Below are 24,405 nucleotides of genomic sequence, written 5' to 3'. Positions count from 1 at the left end.
GAGATATGTTTATGGAATATGTAACACTTAAAAATTCAGACATAAAAGTGTCTAGAATCTGTATGGGCGGATGTCCGATGGGAGGATATGGCTGGGGAGATACTCAAGAAAATGAATTGATCGATGCAGTTCATTCTGCATTGGATTCGGGGGTTAATTTTTTTGATACAGCGGATACTTATGGATTAGGGCAGTCAGAAATGACCCTAGGGAAAGCACTTGGAAATCATCGGAAAGACGTGATTATTGCTTCAAAATTTGGAGTACGTATTGAAAATGGAAAAACATTTTATGATAATAGTTCAAAATGGATAGAGATGGCATTGGAAGGAAGTTTGAAAAGAATTGGGACTGACTATCTCGATGTATATCAGATACATTATAGAGATGGAAAGACACCATTGTCAGAAGTTGTAGAGACATTGGATAGGCTAAAACAAAAAGGATACATACGTAGTTATGGATTGTCAAATATTCATAAGGAAGATGTGGGTGAAATTAATCCACTTGTAGGAAAATTTGTCAGCTTTCAAGATGAATATAGTTTGGCTTGTCGAAAGAATGAAGAGGATATGTTTGACATCGCTGAAAAACTTGAAATGACACCTCTTACATGGGGAAGCTTAGGACAGGGAATTTTGACTGGAAAATATACGAAAGAAAATGTGGATTTCGGAACGAATGATAGAAGAAGCAGAGATATCTATGTGAATTTCCACGGGGAAAAGTTATTGAAAAATCTTGAAATTGTAGAAGTGATGAAAGAAATCGCAATGAAATATGACAAATCAGTTGCGGCAGTAGCAATTCGATATATTTTAGATTTTATTCCTGACTCCGTTGTTCTATGCGGTGCAAAAAGACCAAGTCAAATACTCGATAATGTATCAAGTGTTGGATGGAAATTGGAAAAGGAAGATGTTGAGAAATTGGATGAGGTATCAAGATGAAAACTGTGAAAAGGTATCCCTGGATAGATGTTTTATATACCATAGGAATTACTCTTGTGATTTTTGGACATTCTCATCCAAGTGATTGGTCAGTTTTTAGCGGAACGATTTTTGAAAAACTAATTATTTTTATTTATACTTTTCATATGCCGCTCTTTTTCTTTATTGCAGGATTTTTATTTATGAATTCAAATGCAATAAAAAAGAATGAGGGAGGGTATGTAAAATGGATAGAAAATAAGTGTATTCGTTTATTAATACCGTACATTATTTTGTCATTGATTGCTTTGATTCCTAAATATTATTTGGAACATCATGATTTTATTACAGTAAAAGCATTTGCTGAAGCGATATGTATTCCTAGAATAGGAGTTTGGGGGCACTTTTGGTTCATTCCGGTATTATTATTGTGTTATGTTATATTTGGAATGTGGAGAACTAAAGTGACGGAAAAGAATCTTGGCGTTATGTTAAGTATTATTACCATAGTTTCATTTATCGCATATTGTATTCCTTTTTCTACACAATGGTTTGGTCTTAGTGACTTAAAAAGTGTTTGTATTTATTTTTGTATAGGTATGTGGCTGAAGTTTTTTGAGCAATATAAAATACAAATTTCAAATGTTTTAAGATGGTGTTTTATCATTGGTGGAATTACAGCATCGTGTGTGTTTAATCATTGCATAAAAAATAGTATTTCTACTTTCGGAGTCTCAATATTGATGATAGTTGTGTGTTATGAGTTGGCTAGAATTATTAATGACTCAAAAGTAGCCACATGGATTAGTAGAAACAATTTTACAATTTATATTTATTCATGGCTGTTTCAAGCAGTTATTATGGCTATTTGTGGAAGGTTAAGAGTGGAATGGTATTTTACAAGTGTACTTATGTTTCTTGTCGGTTTTGCAGGACCAATGAGTGTTATCTTTATTTACAAAAAATTAAAATTCATTCATAATAGATTTTTTGAGATTGTATTAGGAATGAAATAAGGAGAAAATAATGAATAGTAAACAGTTAGCATGGAAGATCAGACGTCATGGAATTGAAATGACGCATTTATCTGGTGGGAGTCATATAGGAGCAATTTTGTCTGTGGCAGATATTATTGCAGTTTTATACAGCGGAGTCATGGATATTGATCCAAGAAATCCGAAGAAAGATGATCGAGATCGTTTTATATTGAGCAAAGGGCATGCAGGAGCATCTATATATGCAGCTTTAGCTGAAAATGGTTTTTTTGAAGTTGAAGAGTTGAAAACACATTATCAGAATGGAAGTCGCTTATCAGGACATGTTTCACATCATTTGCCGGGAGTTGATTTTTCTACAGGTTCTCTTGGACATGGTCTTTCAGCAGGAACAGGAATGGCATATGCGGCAAAAAAAGATGGCAAAAATCATAAAGTTTATGTCGTACTAGGTGATGGAGAATGTGATGAGGGGTCCGTATGGGAAGCAGCCTTATTTGCGAATCATTTCCGATTGAACAACTTAGTAGCTATCGTAGACCACAATCATATGCAGAGTTTGGATTTTCAAGAAAATACATTAGAAATTGAAGATTTTGGAGCAAAATGGAAAGCATTTGGCTGGAATGTAATTGAAATCAATGGTAACAATCATGAAGAGTTACATGAAGCTTTTGAAAAAGCTGAAGAGTTTAGTAAGGAAGAGAGTCATAAACCAACGGTAATTATAGCGAATACGATTAAAGGGTGCGGAGTATCTTTCATGCAGAATGATATTTTGTGGCACTATCGTTTCCCACATGGTGGCTGGGAGTATGAACAGGCAGTGACAGAATTGCATGCACAAAAACCGGAAGGTGTAGAAGATCCATATACTCCAAATGGAATTGAAAATCCAGCGCAACCTACAGAACAGGATGATATAGGAAATGATCATACGCTTTCTTATACATGGAATACATCATACCCTGAAAAAATGCGACGTGTAGAAGCGAAACCAGGAAGTGATGAAAGAGAGCATAGAGTGTAAGGAGAAATATAATGAGAGATACATTTGTCAGAACTTTGGTCGAATTGGCAAAAGAAGATAAAAATATTGAATTAATTACAGGAGATCTTGGGTTTGGAGTGTTGAAGCCGTTTTGGGAAACAGTTCCGGATCAGTTTACGAATGCAGGAATTTCAGAACAGAACATGACAACAGTTGCTGCAGGAATGGCATTGGAAGGAAAGACGGTATTTACATATTCTATTGGTAACTTTCCAACATTAAGATGTTTGGAACAGATTCGTAATGACTGTGCATATCATAATGCAAATGTAAAAGTAGTTTGTATTGGAGGGGGATTTGTATATGGATCTCTTGGAATGAGTCATCAAGCCACAGAAGATTTAGCAATTCTTAGAGCACTGCCAGATGTAGTGGTCATGGCGCCAGCGGATTTAGTGGAAGCGGAAGAGTGTACGAAAGCATTAGCTGCATATCCGGGAACTGCATATTTGCGTTTGGGGCGTGGAGGAGAAAAAAGAATTCATGATCATATCGAGAACTTCCAAATAGGAAAAGCAATTAAAGTAAGAGATGGTAGAAGAATTGCAATTTTCTCTACGGGGGCGATTTTTGAAGAAGTTAATGCTGCTTATCAGGTTCTTATTGGAAAAGGATATGACCCGGCAGTTTATACATTTCCAACAGTAAAACCAATCGATAAAGATGTGATTGAAGAATGTGCAAGAGAGTTTGAAGTTATTGTTACATGTGAGGAACACAATATTATTGGTGGTTTTGGTAGTGCTGTAGCAGAAATTATGGCTGAGATGAAAGAAAAGAAGGCATATTTGTTACGAATCGGTTTGAATGATGAGTATTCCATTAAAGTGGGTAATCAGAATTATTTGCGACAACAGTATGGAATGGACAGTAAATCAATAGTTGAGAAAATTGAGGATACAATTCATGGGTAAAAGAATTCTTGTTACATCTACAGATTTGATGATGGTACAATTTTTATTACCACATATTAGAAATCTAGCTGAAAATGGATATATAGTAGAAATCGCCTGTTCAGAGGTAGGTGGGCGTATGAAAGAAATCCACGATAAGATTGGTGATTGTGTAAAAAAAGTTCATACAGTAAATCTCCATAGAAGCCCAGTTAACCCGGGAAACTTTAAAGGGTTCAGAGAAATGAAACATATCATTGAGCAAGGGCGTTATGATATTGTCTGGACGAATGAGCCGGTTATGGGAGTAGTTACAAGACTGGCAGCAAAGAAAGTTAGAAAATGTGGAACGAAAGTATTGTATATGGTTCACGGATTTCATTTCTATGATGGAGCACCTAAATTGAATTGGATGATCTACTATCCAATTGAAAAAATGATGGCGTCAAAAGCAGATGTAATCTGTACTGTGAATCGTGAAGATTATAAAAGAGCAAAAGGTTTTCATATAAAAGAGGTAAAATATATTCACGGTATTGGAATCAATACGGAACGATTAACAGTCGGAGAAAATCGAAAAGGTATACGAGAGGAGTTAGGGGTGACTGAGGATGATTTCCTCGTACTTTCTATAGGAGAATTAAATGAGAATAAAAATCAGAAGGTTATTATACAAGCAATTTCTTTGTTAAAAGATAAGAATATTCATTATATTCTCTGTGGTAAGGGTGATCAGTTGGATAATCTGAAAAAGCTTGTTGAAGAAAAGAAGCTGAAACAAAATGTTCATTTTCTAGGCTATCGGACCGATGTGGTAGACATTTGCAGCCAGGCAGACGTATATGTAATGCCTTCTAAGAGAGAAGGATTGCCAGTTGCATCTTTGGAAGCAATGTATTGTGGGCTTCCGCTTGTAACATCAAATATTCGAGGATTAACAGATGTAATGGAAAATGGAGTTTCTGGTTATATGTGTAGCCCGGAAGATGTGCGAGGTTTTGCAAAGGGAATTAAGAACTTGAAAAATAATCCGGAAATGCGAAAGAAGATGGGAGAACATAATCGAGAAAATGTAAAGCTATATTGTATTGAGGAAACAAAGAAGGAAGTAATGCTACTTATAAATGAGTTATAGAAAGTAGACAAATAGAAGAGGATATTGACATGTTTATATACATTTCTATGCTAGTTATAGTTTTTGTAGGGTATTGTTTGCAAAGAACAGTTGTTGATGTGCGGAGACATGACACGAGAGCAGCAAAATTTTTGGTGTTTTTAACATTTGGATATATTATTTTTTGGACAGGTATTAGAAATAGATTTGTTGATACGGCTGCATATATAAAAATGTTTAATGGAGCTCAATGGGGAAATTTACAATTTTTAGATATTTCTTTTGATAGTGGTTGGGGATTTGACCTTTTAATGATTCTGTTCAAAACATTCGTTTCAGATAATTATCATGCATGGCTCATGTTTTTAGCAATCATCAGTGGTACTTGTTTGGCGGTTGTATTTTGGAAATATTCTTCTAACTATTATTATACATTATTCCTATTCTTATCTATGATTGGTTTTACATGGTTGATGAATGGAATTCGACAATTTTTGGCAGTTGCGATTCTTTTTGCATGTACACCATTGTTGGAGAAAAAACGATGGTTCCCATACTTTGTAGTAGTTCTATTATGTACAACAATACATGCAACGTGCATTATTATGATTCCGGCATATTTTGTTGTTCACGGGAAACCATGGACGAAAAAAACTATGATGTTATTAGTTGGTATAATATTAATTTTATTTTTTACTTCAAAATTCACTAATATAATGGATGCGGTATTAATAGATACGAAATGGGCTGATATAACCACAAATCCTGAATTTGCAAATGATGATGGTGTTAATCCGTTACGAGTGTTAGTTTTTTCGGTACCCACATTTCTGGCGTTTGTAGGAAGAAAACGATTGAATAATGAAAATGTTATTATTCAAATCATGGTGAATATGTCTATTTTAACAACGTGTATATATACGGTTGGAATGGTGACAACGGGACTTTTATTCGGAAGGCTTCCTATTTATGTGGAACTATATAGTTATATGCTATTGCCTTATGTAATTGAGAAATGTTTTACGAAAAATAGTAGAGTATTTTTATATTTAATTAGTATACCGTGTTATTTATTTTATTTTTATTTAATGACACGTGGATTGTATTATTCGAGTGAACTGACAGGAATTATTTTTTAGGAGCAATGTAAATTATGATTAGAGTATTACATGTTGTAACAGATATGCGCCGCGGTGGATTAGAAACTATGCTGATGAATTATTATCGTGCAATAGATCGAAAAAGAGTACAGTTTGATTTTTTGGAGCATAGACCAGAAGAGAGTGATTATGATCAGGAAATTAAAGAACTAGGTGGAAGAATCTATAGAATTCCACGGTTAAATCCGTTTAGTGTTCGTTATAAATCTATTCTTCGAAAATTTTTTAAAAAACATCCGGAGTATCAGATTGTACATGTTCATCAGGACTGTTTAAGTGCGATTGCTTTAAAAGAGGCAAAAAGATGTGGAGTGAAAACTAGAATTGCACATAGTCACAGCAGTAATCAAGATAAAAATTTAAAATTGTTGATAAAATTATACTATAAAAGAAAAATTTCAGATTATGCTACAGATTTATTGGCATGTTCACAAGAGGCTGGGAAATGGATGTTCTGTGGAAGTGACTTTAAGGTATTGAATAATGCAATTGATACAAAAAAGTATGTCTATTCTAGAGAGAATCGAGATGACATAAGAAAACAGTTTCAAATTCCCGAAAAAACATTAGTAATTGGACATGTTGGAAGATTTTGTTATCCTAAAAATCATACGTATTTGTTGGATATATTTAAGAAAATATCTGACCAGGCGGATGCAGTTTTATTACTGATAGGGGATGGAGAGTTACGAAAAGAGATAGAAAATAAAATATTGCAATTGAAGTTAAAAGATAGGGTAATATTAACAGGTATTCGAAGTGATGTATCAGATTTGCTTCAGGCAATGGATGTTTTTGTATTTCCATCGTTGTATGAAGGACTTCCAGTAACGCTTGTCGAAGCGCAGGCTGCAGGACTGCCGTGTTTGATTTCAGACAAAGTTCCAATAGAATGTAAAAAAACAGATTTAGTTCATCAAATACCATTAGAAAAAAATACAATGTATTGGGCAAATGAAGCAATCAAAGTATCAAAAATGGAAAGAGAAAATATGTCAAAAGAAATTCAGATGAGTGGATTTGATATAGGAGAAAACGCTAAAAAATTGGCAGATTATTACATGAATAAAGTGAAGGAGAACTATGGAGAATAAAAGTTCAAAAGTTTATACAGGGATAGATGTTTTTAAATTAATTGCGGCAGTGATGATAGTTTTGTTGCATACCATAGAAACAACAAACTATTATGCATGCCTAATAAAAGAGGTTTTTACAAGATTTGCCGTTCCATTTTTCTTTATTGCATCTGGATTCTTTTTATATAATGGATTAGAGTGTGCATCCAATAAGGGAGAATATTTTCGAAAGTATGAAAAGAATATTTTGATAATTTTTGGTGTATGGGCCATTATCATTTACTCTCCGTTTGTTATATATGAGTATATAACAAATAACTCAGGGGAATCTGTTATAAAAATAATTGCAATTTTAATACGGAGAATTTTAGTGATAGGACCAGGACCATACTGGTATTTGGTTGCTTTGTTTTGGGCGGCAGTTTTTATATATTTTTGTTATACAAGAAATAAAGAAAATATACTATGGGGAGGCATAGTAATTGGATTTTGCATGCAAATAGCTTATGTATGCTTTAGAGGAGTACTCTCAGAAGTAACATTTTTTAATTATTTTTTCAAGGGAATTTATGGGATTTTTTCATGGGAATATAATGTTTTTATGTATGGGATTCCATTCATGGGGATTGGATATCTTTTAAACAAAAAAAGGGCTCAGGTTAAATCTAAAATAGCGTTAATGATTTTGATAATTTGTACCATACTAAGTGCGGTTGAGTATAGTTTGCCAAAGATATTTCCAAGTGTATTCTGGGAGGAAAATAAGATTTTTGTTGCATTTATTGGGCAGGCGATTGCTTATTTTTTGTTGGCACAAAATAAGAATTTTGATATTAGTAAAAAAGAGTCATTAACTATCAGGCAGCTAAGTTCATTTATATATTTTTCGCATGTCATTTTACTTTATAATATTTTAAATCCTATATTGGGCAAATATACGAATTTATCTATATTTGAACCTCGGATGATTTTCCCTAAATTGATTATAGTCATAGTTGCCTGTATAAGTTTGTTTTGGCCTATCAAAAAAATCAATAATAAGTATTTGAATATTTTAATAAATGGATAAAAATGAGCGTAAGGGAATGAAAATGGAAAAGATTACAGTATTTACTCCTGCATATAATCGTGCTCATACGTTAAAGCGTACATATGAGTCTCTATTGAAGCAGGAATGCAAAGATTTTAAGTGGCTTATTATAGATGATGGTTCGTCTGATAATACAAGAGAACTTGTTAAAGAGTGGCAAGGAAAAGAAAATGGATTTGAAATTCAGTATATTTACAAAGAAAATGGGGGTATGCATACAGCACATAATGTTGCGTATGAAAATATCGACACTGAATTGAATGTATGCATTGATTCTGATGATATGCTTGGGGAAAATGCAATAGGTAAAATTTTAGAAAAGTGGGAACAGGTGAAGGATAAAGGATATGCAGGTATCATAGGTCTTGATGCTGATTTTTCAGGACAAATCATTGGAAAAGGTTTTACTTCTGAGTTGGAGGAGACAACATTGGTAGGATATTATGCCAATGGGGGAAGTGGAGATAAAAAATTAGTATATAGAACGGATATTATAAAAAAATACCCACCATATCCGGTATTTGAGGGAGAAAAATACGTTGCTTTAGGATATAAGTACCGTTTGATCGATCAGGAATATAAATTAGCGGTGTTAAATGAAGTGCTGTGCAATGTGGAATATCAGGCAGATGGCTCGTCTAATAGTATGCTGAAACAATATGTTTGTAATCCGAAAGGTTTTGCATTTTGGAGAAAAGTTTGTATGCAATATCCGGAATCTGAAAAAAGAGTATTTAAAGATTGCATACATTATGTATCCAGTAGTTTTCTGAGCAAAAATAGCCATTTTATCAAAGAATCTCCAAGGAAGGTAAAAACAATTTTAGCTATTCCTGGAGGAATTATTCTTACAATATATATTAAGTTGAAGACACGTTAGGTGGGGAAAATGAATACAAGTTTTAAAGAAGATTATTACAGAATGACGGGAACAGTCTATAAAGCTGGAGTAAGAAGTTTGACGCAATGGTTTATTTCTCATCAGATTAGATATGTATATTGGTGGCGTAAGGCAAATAAATCCCCTAACATTCTAAATAGAATGATATTAAAAAGATATTCTAAAAAATATGGTTTAGAGATTTCTATTAGTGCAAAAATTGGAAGAGGATTATATCTTGGACATCCCTATAATATTACAATAGGTGGAGGGGTACAATTAGGAAATAATGTTAATCTCCATAAAGGGTGCACAATTGGAAGAGAAAATAGAGGTAAACGAGAAGGGGTTCCGACAATTGGAGATAACGTTGCAATTGGAATCAATGCGACTGTAATAGGGAACATTTCTATTGGAAGTGATGTTATGATTGCACCCAATAGTTTTGTAAACTTTGATGTTCCGGATCATTCAATCGTAATTGGAAATCCAGGAGTTATACATCGTAAAGAAAATGCGACTGAAGGATATATAGCCTTTTGTGTCAAATAATTATTGAGGATAAGAGGAAAATTAGATGATACCAAAGAAAATACATTATTGTTGGTTTGGTCGTGGTGATAAACCAAAGCTTGCTGAAAAGTGTATTGCAAGTTGGAAACGATATTGTCCCGACTATGAAATTGTTGAATGGAATGAAGATAATTTTGATTTAAATAAAAACGAATATGTAAAATATTGCTATGCAAACAAAAAATGGGCATATTTAAGTGATTATGTTCGTTTGGCTGTGGTTGCTGAATATGGTGGTATTTATTTCGATACAGACGTAGAAGTGGTCAGATCATTTGATGAATTATTGAAATATGAGGCTTTTTACGGTTTTGAAAATGAAGAATATGTAGCATCTGGATTAGGTTTCGGGGCAATAGCGCATCACAAAACTGTCGAATCCATGCTTGAGCAATATCATAATTTGGAATTTAATGAGAATGGGATGTTGGAATTTATTGGTTGTCCAATCTTGAATACAAAAGCATTATTGAAATTAGGACTTAAGCAAAATGGGGAAAGACAAAATGTGTATGGAGCAGAAATATTGCCTATACGCATGTTAAATCCTTATGAAAACTCTACTGGGAAATTAATAACAGAAGAGAATACATATTCTATACATTGGTATGCGAAAAGTGCTTTAGACTGGAAAGCAAAATTGAGATCTAAAATAACGCGTCCATTCCATAGAATTTTTGGAGAAGACTGTTTTAAAAGATTTCGTAAGTAGCAGATGGGAGAAATGTAGATGTTAAAAGAAACTAGTCTCTATGCAGAAAGTTGGAATGTTGCATGGAGAAAAAAAGGTGTAGGAAGTATTTTAGAAGATAAAAAAACAGAATTTAATGTTATTGATAATTCTTTTAGATACTGGGCAGCAGATCCTTTTATTTTTGAATATGCTAGAAAAACATATATATTTGCAGAACTTTATGATTATGTAAAATGTAGAGGATGCTTAGGATATTATGAGTTGAGTAGTTCGTCTCCTAAATGGAAAAAGATTATAGAAGAAGAGTATCATTTGTCATATCCTTACATATTTGAAACAAAAGAAGGAATTTTTATTATGCCAGAATCAGGGGCGAATAAAGATTTAACAGTATATAGAGCAGTGTCATTTCCTGATAAATGGGAAAAAATCTCTGTATTACGAAGTGGGATTCAATATGGAGATACTACACCGTTTGAATGGAATAATCACAAATATGCACTGGCATATGATGTTGAAACAGCAGAATATAAGTTGATTTTACTGGATTTAGAATCTGGAGAAAAATCAGACAGAGAGATTTTGTGTTCCGATATAAATTGTCGAAGACCTGCAGGAGCAGTTTTTCTTTCGGAAGATAAATGGATGAGACCGGCACAGAACTGTGCAGGTGGATATGGAAAAGGATTATGTTTTTATTCATTTAATATGAATGATCGGGGAGAATATTTCGAAAAACTTCAGGAGATGATTTCACCAGAAAAGCTGAATTATTCTAAAAAAATCTATCTGGATGGAATGCATACGTATAATGCATCGAAAGAGTATGAGGTAATAGATATAAAAACAAGGAGATTTAATCTTCTGAACTTTATATTCCGATTAATAGGGAAAATACGAAAGAAAGGGTAGTCCGTTATGAAAAGAATCTTTATGGTAGGATATAGCACTGATAAAGGTGGAGTAGAAGCATATATTATGAATCTCTGCAGTCAGTTACCCAAAGAAGAATATGAAGTGATTTATGATTGGCCGACAATGGAAATAGAGGGTAAAACATGGATTCGCCCTCGAAATCGTCATAATTATATTGCTTATAAGAAGTTTTGGAATAAATTTTTCAGAGAAAATCATTTTGATGTTATGTACTACAATACTTGTGATATTGTTAGCATTGATATGCTGAAATTTGCGAAAAAAGCCAAGATTCCAGTTCGGATTATCCATTCTCACAATACGGGAAACCAAGAGGGAATTAATAAGAAAATGAATAGTGTCCATAAGCTGATGGAAAAATCTAATCGTAAGAATATTCATAAATTTGCGACGCATCTCTTGGCATGTTCTAAATCTGCAGGTGATTGGATGTTTGATAAGTACAGTTATCAAGTTATTCATAATGGAATTGATCTTCCAAAGTATAAGTTTGATGTGAAAAAAAGAAATGATGTTCTCAGTCGGTATGGAATTAGTGGGGGAAAACTAGTTGGATGTGTTGGAAGATTAGATCCTCAAAAAAATCCAGTATTTGCTGAAAAAATAGCTGAAGAAGTTATAAAATTAGATCCAGACACAATGTTTGCATTTGTAGGTGATGGCGAATTGGCAGATCAAGTCAAAAGTGTTGTAAAAGAAAACAACCTAGAAGACAAGATTATTTTTGCAGGGGCGGTTGATAATGTCAGTGAGTGGATGTCAGCATTAGATTGTCTTGTGATGCCATCTTTATTCGAAGGATTACCATTTGTTTTGGTGGAAGCACAGGCTGCGGGATTACCGTGTGTTGTTTCATCTACTGTGTCAAAAGAAGCTGATTTTACGGGACTACTTCAATTTATAGATTTAGATTCCTCGGAAAAGGTTTGGGCAGAAACAATTCTTAAAGCATGTGGAAATGAGAGAAAAGACTATTTGGAAAAATTGGTTGCAGCAGGATATTCGATTAAGAATACAGCGAAAGAAGTATGTGAGATTATAGAAAGCGTGGAATAGTAAATTGGTAAATAGATTAATTAGAAAAGCCAGACTTTTTATATGGAAAAAGAATCGTGCAAAGATTGATGAAAGAGATAGAAAAAGGCTTACAGAAAAAATAAAAACTACGTCAATAATTTCTATGAATTGTACGGGGGGGATAATTTCACATAATTTAGGACTTCAGTTTTTATCTCCAACAGTAAATTTATATATGAACGCTGAAGATTTTATTAAATTTTGTGAGAACCTTTCGTTCTATATAGGAATCGATAAATTTGAAATTTGTACAGATGAAAATGTAATTGGAGATAGAATGTATCCCATTGCATATTTAGGAGATTTGACTTTATATTTGGTTCATTATTCATCGGTAGAAGAAGCGGAAAAGAAGTGGAATGAAAGAAAACAAAGAATCAACTGGGATAATATAGCGATTTTTAATACAGACAGGGAAGGTATGACAGAAGAATTAAGGAATCGATTTGAGAAGTTGCCATACAGAAAAGTCATGTTTGTAAATAAACCGGATGAAAAACATGCAAGTTGTTATTATCTTCAAGGATTCGAAAGTGAGGACTGTGTAGGAATTATTACTGATCCGGTAGGGTGGAAAGGTATGAGACCAATAGATCAGTTTGATTATGTGAATCTTTTAGATGGAAAGGATTGTATTAGGTAGGAAAGGGATGGAAAATATTGAGAGCAGAATAGAGTGGATTGATATTGCAAAAGGATTGGGGATTCTTTTTGTGATGCTGGGACATTGTTATTTGGATACAAAATATACTTTTTGGTTTATTTCATTTCATATGGCATTGTTTTTCTTTTTATCAGGTTATACATTTAGAATAAAGGAAAAATATTTTAGTTTTTTGAATAAAAAGATAAAGTCGCTGTTAGTTCCGTATTTATTTTTTGTTATTGTTACGATGCTTTGCAATGGACTTTTAGCAGTAACTCATGGAAATAATTATGATGTAATTGGAACCGCAAAGTTATACTTAATTCAGAATAGGTACACATTATTATGGTTTCTTATTTGTTTGTTCATAACTGAGCAGTTTATGTTTCTTCTAGAAAGACTATATCTAAGATTAGGAAGCAAAAAAGAATATTGGATAATTGCAAGTAGTGTTGAATTTATCTTGTTTTATTTTTATCGGACTAGAATTGGAATTGATTTACCATGGAATGCCGACTTAGTATTAATTGGATTAGCGTTTATGAATTTTGGAAAATATATTCGTGAAATAGAGTTGATGAAAAAGATACAAAAAAAGACTTTACTACTAGGAAGTATTTTACTTTTTTTATGTATTTGTTTTTCTGGATATAATTATTTTCATTTTGGTAAAGTTGATTGGTATTCTAATCAATATGGTAATGTTTGGCTGTACTTGGTATCAGCATTTTCAGGGGTTTTTGCGACAATCTTTTTGGCGAGCAGAATCAAGTGTAGAAAATTAGCTTTGTTAGGAAGGAATTCATTGGTTTTCTATGGATTGCATAGACTGATTATTGATAATTTAGTATTTGTAGTGTATCCAAGGTTAGGAATTGAAATAAATGCGGAGAGTGCTTTTTCAGTAATCTTTGCAGTTGTAAGCGTCCTAATAGCGGTTAGCATATTAGCATTATTTAATTATTATGTTGTTAAATATATTCCATGGTGTTTAGGAAGAAAATGAGAGGGAAAGGTTGACTAAAGTGTATAATAGGGCAAATAATTTAACAGATAGAGTAGAGAAAAAATTTAGAAATATTAAGGATTAGGGGTATATTATTGATTGTTACAGGACATTCAATAACACATCGAAGTTTTTCCGGAATACCTTTAACTTTTTCCGGAATGACAGCTATTGCTTTTACACAGGAAGCTAGAATAGGAGTTGATATTACTTATGCTTCTTTCAGGTTATTTTTCTGTGATAATCCCAAAATAAGAACTTTTTTGTGGGAAAAGCTACTTAGAAATAAAGAATATATTATAGAAATATCATTTCCGATATACATATTAGTAAGTATTATTTTAGTATTTATAGTTGGAATTATTATTGAATGGATTAGGCAATATATTGAAAAAAATATTAGTTTTTTACTAGGGAGAAAATAGATGATTAGTATTATTGTACCTATTTATAAGGTGGAAAAATTTTTGCCAAAGTGTATTGAGAGTATTTTAAACCAAACATATTCTGACTTTGAATTGATTCTCGTAGATGACGGGTCACCGGACAAGTGTTCGGAAATTTGCGATGAGTATGCAGCAAAAGATCAACATATTGTTGTTATTCATCAAAAGAATAGTGGTGTATCTGCAGCGAGGAATGCTGGATTAAAAAAAGCGCAAGGTCAATACATAGGATTTGTTGATCCAGATGATTTCATTGCACCCAATATGTATGAAAAAATGGTACAGGCTATGGAAACATCAGAAGCAGAATTGGTGGTTTGTGGATATGATTACTATGATGAAGAGTATCATGTTGATGAAAAAAGAAAATACAGAATAGATTCTGATGAAGTGATTGATCAAAAGGAATTGATGAAACGTATGTCGGATATGCCTCCAACCATAAGGCATGGAGTAGTCAATAAAATGTTTAAAGCTAGTTTGTTGTCAGAAATTCAATTTATAGAAGGGTTACATTCTTCAGAAGATGTAATGTTTCTAACGGAGTATATCAAACTAGTAAGTAGTACGGTAATTGTTCATCAGCCTCTTTACAAGAATTTGGTACGCAAAGGCAGTGCCACACATGGCGGACTTAATATTGAAAGCTTAGCAGATTCCTTCACTGCACATGATAAAATGTATCAAGATATTGTATCATGTTATCCAGAGCTAAAGAATCATAGCCAGGCATTTTTGTTAGATGTATGTACTTTGAAATATAATGAAGCAAAACAAAAAATGAGTTTTGCTCCGGAAGAAAAAAAAGAGGAAATTAGAAATCGTTTAAGAGAAATGAGGAAGTTTATTAAACAAAATGCAAGGAAGGCAATTTTTAATAAAAAAATATATTGGAAGACGAGATTATATTATCTTTTAATGAATTAGGAGTTTAGATTTATGGTGGATAAGGAAAGGATTATATGGCTGGACTATACGAAAGGTTTGTTAATTATTTTTGTCGTCTTAGGGCATGTTATGCCAGAAGATGATATTGTGCATAGTTGGTTATATTCATGGCATATGCCTGCATTTTTTATTTTGAATGGAATACTACTTTCCTATACCCAATATGCAAAGAAACCTGTAGGGGGGCAGTACTTCAAGGAATAAAGAAACTAATTATTCCATACTATAGTTACGGATGCCTGTTAATGATTGCAAGATGGTGGAGTAGTGGATTTGATATTGCAAATTTAAAATGGCAGATAGCTGATTTGGGATATTTTTGGGGAATTGGTGCTACTTGGTTTTTACCATGTTTATTTTTTGCACAACTTATTTACTGGGGAATAAAGAAACTTTCTTTTTTAATAACGTTTCAAAATCATAAGATAAATCATTTTTTTATGTTTTTAATTACGTTAGGAATGATGTTGATTCCTTTTAAAATAGAGACGGATAATGTAATTATGTTGGTTATATTCCGTTCGATAATAGGTGCAGCCTTTATAGGATTAGGAGATTTGATATTCCCGATTATTGAGAAGATAAATGGCATTAAAAATTCATTTTTACTTGTTACTAGTGTAGGGGTATTACTATTAAGTTGTGTGATATTTCTTTTGACAGGTAAAGTCTCAGTATCACTTAATGTTTTGAATTTGTCATCGGTTACTGTTTATATTTCAAATGCTTTGATAGGAACAATGTGGATTTTTTTAGTAGCGCTAGTGTTCGAAAAAAACTGTTCAATTATTGCTAAAGTTTTAGAGTTTTATGGAAAATCGTCTTTGATTGTTATGGGAACACACCAAGTAATCATGTTATTATTAGCTATACCAATCAAAAAGGATTATTAGTTAAATTTCGTATATTGTATAATAGTTTTAATGGTTGAAATACCGATAATTCTGATTGTAAATAAGGTGAAATCTCGTAGGAAAGGGAAATAAATGGAGAAAGAAATTCGTGAAATACAATTAAAATGTCTAGAAATATTAAATGTCGTAGATACAATATGTCGAGAAAATCATATTCAATATTCATTATGTGGTGGAAGTGTAGTAGGAGCACATTTATATAAGGGGTGCCTACCTTGGGATGATGATATAGATTTAATGATGACTAGAAGAAATTACAATCGTTTTATAAAAATAATTTCAAAATCTTTGCCAAAGGGATATTCTGTGCATAATTATCAATTGACAAATGATTTTGAATCTACATTTACTAAAATTATGGATGACAGTACAACGGTCGTTCAACAAGATGGAACAATATCTGGAGTTTTTCTAGATATTACAGTCTATGATAAAATTCCGAAGGATTATCACTTCAAGTGGGATGAGTTCCTTTGGAAAATATCACAAGTGGTTATGATTGGCAAGTTAAGTGATAAATCCATTAAAACAAAGATACGAAATTTTGTTTTATCGACAGTTTTAAAAGATAAAAGAAAGTATTTAAGATTTTTTCAGAAACAAGTAGAAAAAATGGGAGATAAAGCAAACGAATATTCATATGCAGAATTGTTTGGAGCTTTTTGTAATACAAAACCATATAGTCCTGAAATTTTTGAAAACTATACGGAAATAGAGTTTGAAGGGAAAAACTACATGGTTGTTCGAGATTATGTTCAATATTTACAAACGCGTTATGAACGAACAGATTTTCGTGAACCCAAAGAAAAGCAGGTTGCGCCTCATTATCAGTATGTGGATTTGAAACTACCATATAAACAATATATAAAGTAGAATATGATAGAAGGAAAGGTTTGTGGATAGTGAATAAAAAGAAAAAAAGCTTAAATATATTTATTACAGGTTTGATTTCGCAAGTAGTTATCCTTTTATTAGGAATTGTTATTCCTAAATTATTAATTGTTAGTTATGGTTCAGAAGTAAATGGATTACTTTCTTCCATCAAACAGATTTTTATATATGTAGCATTATTAGAGGCGGGAATTGGAACAGCAGCTCTCCAGGCAATGTATGAACCGATTGCGAAATCAGATAAAGAAAAAGCATCACAGATTATGGTGGCAACAGATCGATACTTTAAAAAAACTGGATTTTTTTACGGAATCGCCGTTGTTTTGTTGGCATTTCTGTATCCTGTTATTATTAAGGTTGATTTAGAGTATTGGATGGTTGCAGTGATTATCCTTTTACAAGGATCAGCGGGGGTTATTAAATATTTCTTTCAAGGAAAACTGACCATTTTATTACGAGTAGATGGAAGAAGTTATGTTACGACAAACATTGCAACAATTGTAAATGTTCTTACCCATTTAATCCAGATTATATTGATTTTGTCTGGTTTTGATATTATCGCTGTTCAGATTGCATATTTTATTATTAATTTAGCACAGATGCTTTATTTGACATGGTATGTAAGAAAAAATTATAAATGGTTAAATTGGCATGCTGATCCGGATTACAAAGCACTTAGTCAAAGTAAATTTGTAATTATACATCAGATTTCGGGATTGATATTCAATAACACAGATGTGTTGATTTTAACATATTTTTGTGGATTAAAAGTAGTAAGTGTATACTCGCTTTATAGTTTGATATTTAATTGTGTATCAAATGTGATAGATACTTTGTGTAGTAGCGTAGAGTTTATATTAGGACAAGCATTTAATTCTGATAGAAATTATTTTATGAAATTACAGGAAACATATGAAACCTACTATTTAGGGATTTCGTTTGGATTCTTTACGATTACTTTAATTATGTTTCCATCTTTTATTCGATTGTATTCATCTGGAATTACGGATATAAATTACGTAGATCCAATATTACCATATTTATTTGTAGCACTAAATATTTTAATGTATGCAAGGCGAACATCCAGTCAGATTATTAATTTTGCGGGGCATTTTAAACAAACGCAATGGAGGTCTGTGCTGGAAAGTTTCATTAACTTAACTGTTTCACTGATCATGGTATATTATTTGGGAATATATGGCGTTTTGATTGGAACAATAGCGGCACTGTTTTATAGAACTAATGATGTGATTATTTATGCAAACTGGAATATTTTAGGAAGAAAACCATGGAAAACATATCGGAGATGGGCAGTGAATTTAATTACGATGGTTTTGTTAACGGTTGGAATTAATACTATACTTGGTCCGATCACTAATTATTTTCAGTGGGTATTGAATGCTGTCTGGGTTGGTATTGTTTGTATGGGGGGGATTGTTGTCGTAGATTCTATCTTTGATTGGAAGAGTTTTCAAATGATAAAAGGAATGGCAGTTGATACAATAAAAAGAAAAGCACGATAGGAAAATAAAATTAAAGGGGTTACCCCATTAAAATTTTATAAAATTCTGAGTGATAGTAGTTAGATTTTATTTAAAAACTATGAATCCGGCAGATGGGAAATCATCTGCCGGTGCATTGGAAACATGCGCATAAGTATTAATTTGAAATGCCTTACGGTGTGAAGACATTTGAAATTAGTATTTGTGAGTGTATGTGTTTAGTATGAAGAGGAATTAATAGGGTCAGATTCCGTTAAAAAATTTATATTTAAGCAATAGAAAAGCAGTGTGATTAAAAGAAAGCCAAGTCTATTTTAACGAAAGAAGGAATAAAAAAAGAAATGAATGATTTTACAATATTGCATTTATCAGATTTTCATATTAACAAATCCGGAGAAAAACTACCTCTTTTGTTGGACAATCTGTTATTGGATATAGAACAGGAAATGAGGGTGGTAAATAATATTATTATTGTTACAGGAGATTTAGTGCACAAAGGTAATTATCAGAGCAAAGAGAGTGTATTAACATTTTTTAAAAAGCGGAATGAAAAAATATGAGAAAAGGTCAGGGATATTTATATTGTTCCGGGTAACCACGATAAAACCAGGAATAAATTAGATGAAAAAATTTTGAAAACATATAAATTTTCGGAAAGTACAACTGTCATTGCTGACCGGCCAGTTAGCAAATGAACAGAATAAGGAAGGTATCTACAAATGAATTCTACACAAGAGTGAGCAAGTAAAAGAAACAACAATGATTGTCGGCATTGATGTTGGCAGTGAACAGCATTATTTCAGAGCTTTTAACTGGAGAGGTATCGAGCTTACCAGAAAGCCTGTAGCGTTTTCAAACTCTATGGAGGGATTCAACAGTTTTTACAATACGATTATGGAACTGATGCAGAAAAGTGAACTTGAAGAGGCACTGGTAGGAATAGAGCCAACCGGTCATTACTGGTTTGATCTTGGGCAGTTCATGGGCGAAAAGAACATAAAGTTTGTGATGGTAAATCCGCATCATGTGCATAAGACCAAAGAGTTGGATGACAACAGCCCATCTAAAAATGACAGGAAAGATTCCCGTATTATTGCAGGGCTTGTAAGGGATGGAAGGTATTTTTATTCATATATGCCGACAGGTGTATATGCAGAACTGCTGAATGCGTCAAACCGCCGGTTTGTGCTTGTAGAAGAACAGACAAGGGCGAAGAACCGTCTGCAGAAATGGATTGCGGTGTATTTTCCGGAATATAAGGGGATATATACCAAAATAGATGCCAAGGGAGGGCTGCTGGTGTTAAAACAGGCACCGACTCCTGAGGAGATAACAAAGCTTGGAGAAGAAGGTATCATAAAGATATGGAGAGATGCAAAACTCCGAGGGAGCGGGCATAAGAAGGCAATGAAGATCCTGAATGCGGCAATGAGAAGCATAGGGTTAAAAGCAGGTCTTACAGAAGCCCGGATGGAGATACAGGATCTGATAGAGGATTATGAACTCCAGACAAGACGCCTTGAACGGGTCAATGACTTGATCAAAGAACTGTGCCAGCAGGTCAGGTATGCGGATAAGCTGCTTGAAATAAAAGGCATAGGAATAACAACAGTAGCTGGTTTTATAGCAGAAGTCGGTGATATCACGCGCTTCGATAGCACGAAAGAACTTCAGAAACTGGCAGGATTGGAACTGGTGGCAGATAGTTCCGGTAAGCACAATGGAAGGACAAAGATAAGCAAAAGAGGGCGCAAGCGTCTCCGTTATCTTCTTTTCGAGGCTGCGATATCGGTAGTGGGAAAGAATGAAGAATTCAAAGAAATCCACAGGTATTATACCACCAGAGAAAAGAATCCCTTAAAAAAGATGCAGTCACTGATAGCTGTAACGTGTAAGCTGATAAGAGTATTCCATATGATTCTTACCAAGGGAGTCAGCTATGATGCATCAAAGATGTTGAAAGATATCCAGCATCCTGGAGAGCAGTTAAAGGCTGCGTAATAGAGAAATAAAGAACAACCATAATGATTACAGGAAGCGTCCACCGAAAGGTGATGTAATTGGAGTGTTTGTATCAGTAATGAAAGTACAAAGAATGAGCTGGTAGCCGGCAGGGATTTTCTCCAGAGGGCATGACCCTGATGAGTAGCTAAGCTGGCACCCTGGTTATGGACAGGCAGAACGAAGGAAGTGAGGACCCACCGTAAGGAGGATGATCCTGTTGGACATGAGAGGTGAGCTGCCATATAGGGATGGGTACACATCGAGGCCAGTTAGAACGGATAGTGATGACGTTTTATTTGGTGCATCCATTATTACTATATATCTGCCCTGTATGAGGTAAAGATCACTCCATAACCTTAGTTCTATTCAATGACAGGTATCAAAAAGTATTGAATTTTAATATATATTATTGAAAAAAACACTTGATTATATGAAGAGGAATAAACGATTACAAGACTTAACCATTAAGGATAACTTTATGTTCTGTGCAGTGATGAGTGAGGAAGAGAACTGTATCAGATTTCTGGAAATGGTGTTGGGATTTCCAATTTCCAGGATTGATGTGAGTTATGAGAGGAACATGGTATACCACTCGGAGTATAAGGGAATTCGGCTGGATGTGTATGCCAAAGATCAGAATAACAAGCGTTATAACGTGGAGATGCAGGTGAAGAGGGATGTGGCGCTGGTAAAGCGCTCAAGATATTATCACAGTCAGATGGACATGGAGCTTCTTGCGTCGGGAACAAGCTATGAAGAGCTTACGGATACTTTTGTTCTCTTTTTGTGTGATTATGATCCTTTTGGCAGAGGATTGTATTGTTATACATGTGGTACGAAGTGTAAAGAAGATTCTTCTGTGGAATGTGATGACGGCTGTCAGACCATATATCTAAGTACCAAGGGAAAGAATGCAGAAAAGCTTCCGAAAAGTCTTGTGAGATTCTTGAAATTTGTAGCGGCGGATATTGAACAGAGTGAATCAGATTTTGAAGATGAGTTTGTAGGACAATTACAAAAATCTATTCATAATGTGAAGGAAAGCCGTGAGATGGGAGAACGCTATATGATTTTCGAAGAAATGATGAGGGACGAACGAAAGGCTGGACGCGAAGAAGGTGCCTTGCTGGCTAAGAGAGCTTTTATTTTTGAACTTTTAAAAGATGTGGGAAGGATTTCAGAAGAGCTGGAAGTACGGATTCATGAGCTGAGTGATGAAGAGCAACTGAAAGTACTTCATAAGCTGGCGGCTAAGGCGGAGTCCATTGAAGATTTTGAAGAAGAAGCAAAGAAAGTGTTAGCGTAGTGTTCGGCAGCTGTCAGCTGCCGGTGGCAAATCAATCGTCAGATACCGCGGTATTGCGGTATCTGATTCTACAATATCTTTTCAAAAGGTATTTCAATACCGAATCGGTAATTTATCAATTGTGTTTTGAACAGGGGAATTCTATATCAAAATAAAGGGAGATTCTGTTTTGGAAGGAGAGTGTTTGGCAAAATTGTAGTAAAATTGAAGAGCGGGGGTATCCAGTGGCTGAGATTAGTCTAGCCCTTTCAGGAGAAATATGTTATCATAAAGTGGTAGAATTCCTCTGTAGAAATGGAGGAAGCATGTATAACCATAAGACGCTAAAAGACTTAACCATGAAAGACAACTTTATGTTTGGTGCAGTCATGAGCATTGAAGAAAACTGTATTGGTTTCTTGGAAATGGTGCTGGGTTTTAAAATTGAACGTGTCGTCATCAGCCGAGAGAAAAGCTTGGTTTACCATCCGGATATCGGGGGGTGCGGTTGGATATCTATGCAAAGGACGAACACCATACCCACTACAATGTCGAGATGCAGGTGAAGAAGCGGGAGAATCTTGGGAAACGAAGCCGCTACTACCATAGTCAGATTGATATGGAGTGCCTGACTCAGGGAGCTGCTTACGACGAACTTCCCAATACATTTGTGATCTTCGTGTGTGATTTTGATCCGTTTGACCGAGAACTTTACTGTTATACTTTTCGGAGCGAATGCCAGGAAGATCCATCCGTAGAACTACAGGATGGTTGCAGCACAATTTTCTTAAGCACAGCAGGAAAGAATTTTAAAGATGTTCCAACAGAACTGGTTAAGTTCTTGAGGTTTATAGCGTCTGATCTTGAAGGAAGCAAAGCAAATTTTGAAGATCCCTATGTGGAGCAGCTTCAAAACAGCGTGAACAAGATCAAGTCAGATCGCGAGATGGGGGAGCGCTATATGATTTTTGAGGAAATGCTAAGAGAGGAAAGACAGGAAGGACTTGAAGCCGGGCGCAGAGAAGGGCTGGAAGCCGGGCGCAAAGAAGGACAATTGAAAGCCAAACGAGAAGCTGTGATAGAGGTTCTGGGTGAACTGGGAATGATTCCAGAGCGTTTGGTTTTGCAAATGGAATCAGTAGAGGATTTTGAGATCCTGAGGGCATTATTAAAGCTGGCAGCGAAAGCGGATTCTATCGATGCATTTGAAGAAAGTGCGGCAGAGTTTTTCCTGTGAAATAAAGATAACAAAGAAAATTAAGTTTATAAGAATGCAAAAATATCTGAAAATAATCTGAGAAAGATGCTTATAGTATAGAAGCATCTGGTTCTAGAAGTATATTCAAAAGATCCTTAGAGGGATCTTCTTACTAATTCAGTAGTTTATCAATTTGTTACAGCTAACAGAGGAATTCTATTTTTGTAAATAGTTAGGAAAGGAAAATGAGGATATGAATATATTGGTAACAGGCTCCGACGGATTCATTGGAAAGAATCTGGTAGAAGCTTTGAAAAGAGTGCGTGAAAATGGGGATCCTACTAGACCGAATTTGAAAATTGATGAGATTTTTGAGTATGATCGAAAGAATGAAATCGGGGATCTGAACAATTATTGTGCGGATGCGGATTTTGTATTTAACCTTGTTGGAAATAATCGTCCGGTATCGACAGAGGAGTACATGATTGACAACTATGGATTTTCAAGAACGCTTTTGCTGATGCTGGAGAATTATCATAATGAATGCCCGGTTATGCTGGCATCGTCCTATTATGCTATACAGGCTGGAATTTATGCGGATAATACTTATGGAAAAGCAAAAAGGGCAGCGGAATCTCTTTATTTTGGCACGGCGAGAAAAAGAGGAACGAAGGCATTGGTTTACCGCTTCCCGGAAGTGTTCGGAAGGGGAAGTCGTCCGAATGGCGCATCTAGTGTGGCAACATTTTGCTTTAATTATGCCAATGGCCTTCCGGCGCAGACCGGCGTGCCACAGAAAAAACTGGATCTGGTGTATATCGATGATTTAATAGAAGAGCTGCTAGGCGCTCTGGTGGGAGAAGAACATTACTGTCGGTTTATCCGTTGTGAGCTGGAGCCAAATAAAAAAGGACGATACTGTTATGTGCCGACCGAGTATCAGACGACGCTTGGCGAAGTCGTGGAGATACTTTCGGAATTTCTGAAGTATGAAGGGACGCCTAAGCTTAAGCAGATGCTGGAGGATCCATTTATGAATAAATTGTATGCGACCTATCAATCCTATTTGCCGAAGGAAAGATAAAAGAAGGATAGAA

26 protein-coding genes are annotated in these 24,405 nt (G+C 34.4%); all 26 read left to right on the top strand.

All coding sequences use genetic code 11. The features are described from left to right. Positions 1-5: 5 nt before the first annotated feature. The 26 genes from WKT00_RS03110 to WKT00_RS02985 all read left to right on the top strand — a co-directional run bounded on the left by WKT00_RS03110 (position 6) and on the right by WKT00_RS02985 (position 24,392). Positions 6-950, top strand: a complete 945-nt coding sequence (locus WKT00_RS03110; RefSeq protein WP_340260890.1) for an aldo/keto reductase — start codon at positions 6-8, stop codon at positions 948-950. Beyond that, positions 947-1,945 (top strand): acyltransferase family protein, encoded by a 999-nt coding sequence (locus WKT00_RS03105; RefSeq protein WP_340260888.1) that lies wholly within the window; start codon positions 947-949, stop codon positions 1,943-1,945. The genes WKT00_RS03110 and WKT00_RS03105 overlap by 4 nt, the downstream gene beginning before the upstream one ends. A gap of 10 nt (positions 1,946-1,955) precedes the next feature. Next, positions 1,956-2,954, top strand: coding sequence for a transketolase (locus WKT00_RS03100; protein ID WP_340260886.1), 999 nt, complete (start codon positions 1,956-1,958; stop codon positions 2,952-2,954). Positions 2,955-2,965: 11 nt separating this feature from the next. After that, complete coding sequence (locus WKT00_RS03095) at positions 2,966-3,889, top strand: transketolase family protein (RefSeq protein ID WP_340260884.1); 924 nt, start codon at positions 2,966-2,968, stop codon at positions 3,887-3,889. Beyond that, complete coding sequence (locus WKT00_RS03090; RefSeq protein ID WP_340260882.1) at positions 3,882-5,003, top strand: glycosyltransferase family 4 protein; 1,122 nt, start codon at positions 3,882-3,884, stop codon at positions 5,001-5,003. The genes WKT00_RS03095 and WKT00_RS03090 overlap by 8 nt, the downstream gene beginning before the upstream one ends. Before the next feature lie 29 nt (positions 5,004-5,032). Next, positions 5,033-6,121 carry an EpsG family protein gene (locus WKT00_RS03085; protein WP_340260880.1) on the top strand — a complete coding sequence of 363 codons (1,089 nt, stop codon included), beginning with the start codon at positions 5,033-5,035 and terminating at the stop codon, positions 6,119-6,121. A 14-nt stretch (positions 6,122-6,135) separates the two neighbouring features. Beyond that, positions 6,136-7,236, top strand: coding sequence for a glycosyltransferase family 1 protein (locus WKT00_RS03080; protein WP_340260878.1), 1,101 nt, complete (start codon positions 6,136-6,138; stop codon positions 7,234-7,236). Further along, entirely contained in the window at positions 7,226-8,287 is a 1,062-nt protein-coding gene (locus WKT00_RS03075) for an acyltransferase family protein (protein WP_340260876.1), read from the top strand. The genes WKT00_RS03080 and WKT00_RS03075 overlap by 11 nt, the downstream gene beginning before the upstream one ends. Positions 8,288-8,309: 22 nt before the next feature. Further along, positions 8,310-9,188 (top strand): glycosyltransferase family 2 protein, encoded by an 879-nt coding sequence (locus tag WKT00_RS03070; RefSeq protein WP_340260874.1) that lies wholly within the window; start codon positions 8,310-8,312, stop codon positions 9,186-9,188. 9 nt (positions 9,189-9,197) lie between these two features. Next, the gene (locus WKT00_RS03065) at positions 9,198-9,740 is read left to right on the top strand and encodes a serine O-acetyltransferase (RefSeq protein WP_340260872.1); all 543 of its coding nucleotides are present in this window, start codon (positions 9,198-9,200) and stop codon (positions 9,738-9,740) included. A 25-nt stretch (positions 9,741-9,765) separates the two neighbouring features. Further along, on the top strand, positions 9,766-10,473 hold the full coding sequence (locus WKT00_RS03060) for a glycosyltransferase family 32 protein (RefSeq protein WP_340260870.1): 708 nt from the start codon (positions 9,766-9,768) through the stop codon (positions 10,471-10,473). An 18-nt stretch (positions 10,474-10,491) separates the two neighbouring features. Next, a complete protein-coding gene (locus tag WKT00_RS03055; RefSeq protein WP_340260868.1) occupies positions 10,492-11,367 on the top strand; it encodes a glucosamine inositolphosphorylceramide transferase family protein in 876 nt (291 codons plus the stop codon). Positions 11,368-11,373: 6 nt separating this feature from the next. Then, positions 11,374-12,447: a glycosyltransferase gene (locus tag WKT00_RS03050; protein WP_340260866.1), complete on the top strand. Its 1,074-nt coding sequence runs from the start codon at positions 11,374-11,376 to the stop codon at positions 12,445-12,447. Positions 12,448-12,451: 4 nt separating this feature from the next. After that, positions 12,452-13,111: a DUF1919 domain-containing protein gene (locus WKT00_RS03045; protein WP_340260864.1), complete on the top strand. Its 660-nt coding sequence runs from the start codon at positions 12,452-12,454 to the stop codon at positions 13,109-13,111. Positions 13,112-13,118: 7 nt separating this feature from the next. Continuing rightward, positions 13,119-14,120 carry an acyltransferase family protein gene (locus tag WKT00_RS03040; protein ID WP_340260862.1) on the top strand — a complete coding sequence of 334 codons (1,002 nt, stop codon included), beginning with the start codon at positions 13,119-13,121 and terminating at the stop codon, positions 14,118-14,120. Between the two features lie 95 nt (positions 14,121-14,215). Next, positions 14,216-14,545: a hypothetical protein gene (locus WKT00_RS03035; RefSeq protein ID WP_340260860.1), complete on the top strand. Its 330-nt coding sequence runs from the start codon at positions 14,216-14,218 to the stop codon at positions 14,543-14,545. After that, complete coding sequence (locus WKT00_RS03030; RefSeq protein ID WP_340260858.1) at positions 14,546-15,493, top strand: glycosyltransferase; 948 nt, start codon at positions 14,546-14,548, stop codon at positions 15,491-15,493. It abuts the gene before it with no gap. 12 nt (positions 15,494-15,505) lie between these two features. After that, positions 15,506-15,718, top strand: coding sequence for an acyltransferase family protein (locus WKT00_RS03025; protein ID WP_340260857.1), 213 nt, complete (start codon positions 15,506-15,508; stop codon positions 15,716-15,718). A 41-nt stretch (positions 15,719-15,759) separates the two neighbouring features. After that, entirely contained in the window at positions 15,760-16,407 is a 648-nt protein-coding gene (locus WKT00_RS03020; protein ID WP_340260855.1) for a hypothetical protein, read from the top strand. Positions 16,408-16,500: 93 nt separating this feature from the next. Beyond that, on the top strand, positions 16,501-17,301 hold the full coding sequence (locus WKT00_RS03015; RefSeq protein WP_340260853.1) for a LicD family protein: 801 nt from the start codon (positions 16,501-16,503) through the stop codon (positions 17,299-17,301). Between the two features lie 20 nt (positions 17,302-17,321). Next, positions 17,322-18,842 carry a lipopolysaccharide biosynthesis protein gene (locus tag WKT00_RS03010; protein WP_340260851.1) on the top strand — a complete coding sequence of 507 codons (1,521 nt, stop codon included), beginning with the start codon at positions 17,322-17,324 and terminating at the stop codon, positions 18,840-18,842. Between the two features lie 320 nt (positions 18,843-19,162). Next, a complete protein-coding gene (locus WKT00_RS03005; protein ID WP_340260849.1) occupies positions 19,163-19,381 on the top strand; it encodes a metallophosphoesterase in 219 nt (72 codons plus the stop codon). Positions 19,382-19,580: 199 nt separating this feature from the next. Further along, positions 19,581-20,822 (top strand): IS110 family transposase, encoded by a 1,242-nt coding sequence (locus WKT00_RS03000; protein ID WP_340260847.1) that lies wholly within the window; start codon positions 19,581-19,583, stop codon positions 20,820-20,822. A gap of 481 nt (positions 20,823-21,303) precedes the next feature. After that, positions 21,304-22,131: an Rpn family recombination-promoting nuclease/putative transposase gene (locus WKT00_RS02995; protein ID WP_340260845.1), complete on the top strand. Its 828-nt coding sequence runs from the start codon at positions 21,304-21,306 to the stop codon at positions 22,129-22,131. 487 nt (positions 22,132-22,618) lie between these two features. Next, a complete protein-coding gene (locus tag WKT00_RS02990; protein WP_340260843.1) occupies positions 22,619-23,347 on the top strand; it encodes an Rpn family recombination-promoting nuclease/putative transposase in 729 nt (242 codons plus the stop codon). Between the two features lie 214 nt (positions 23,348-23,561). Next, positions 23,562-24,392 carry an NAD-dependent epimerase/dehydratase family protein gene (locus WKT00_RS02985; RefSeq protein WP_173815056.1) on the top strand — a complete coding sequence of 277 codons (831 nt, stop codon included), beginning with the start codon at positions 23,562-23,564 and terminating at the stop codon, positions 24,390-24,392. Positions 24,393-24,405 lie beyond the last annotated feature (13 nt).

The organism is Dorea sp. ICN-14282 (assembly GCF_037890115.1).
GTDB lineage: Bacteria > Bacillota > Clostridia > Lachnospirales > Lachnospiraceae > Dorea_B > Dorea_B phocaeensis.
The sequence above is the reverse complement of the archived record's forward strand: the minus strand, read 5'-3'. Positions and strand labels throughout refer to the sequence as shown.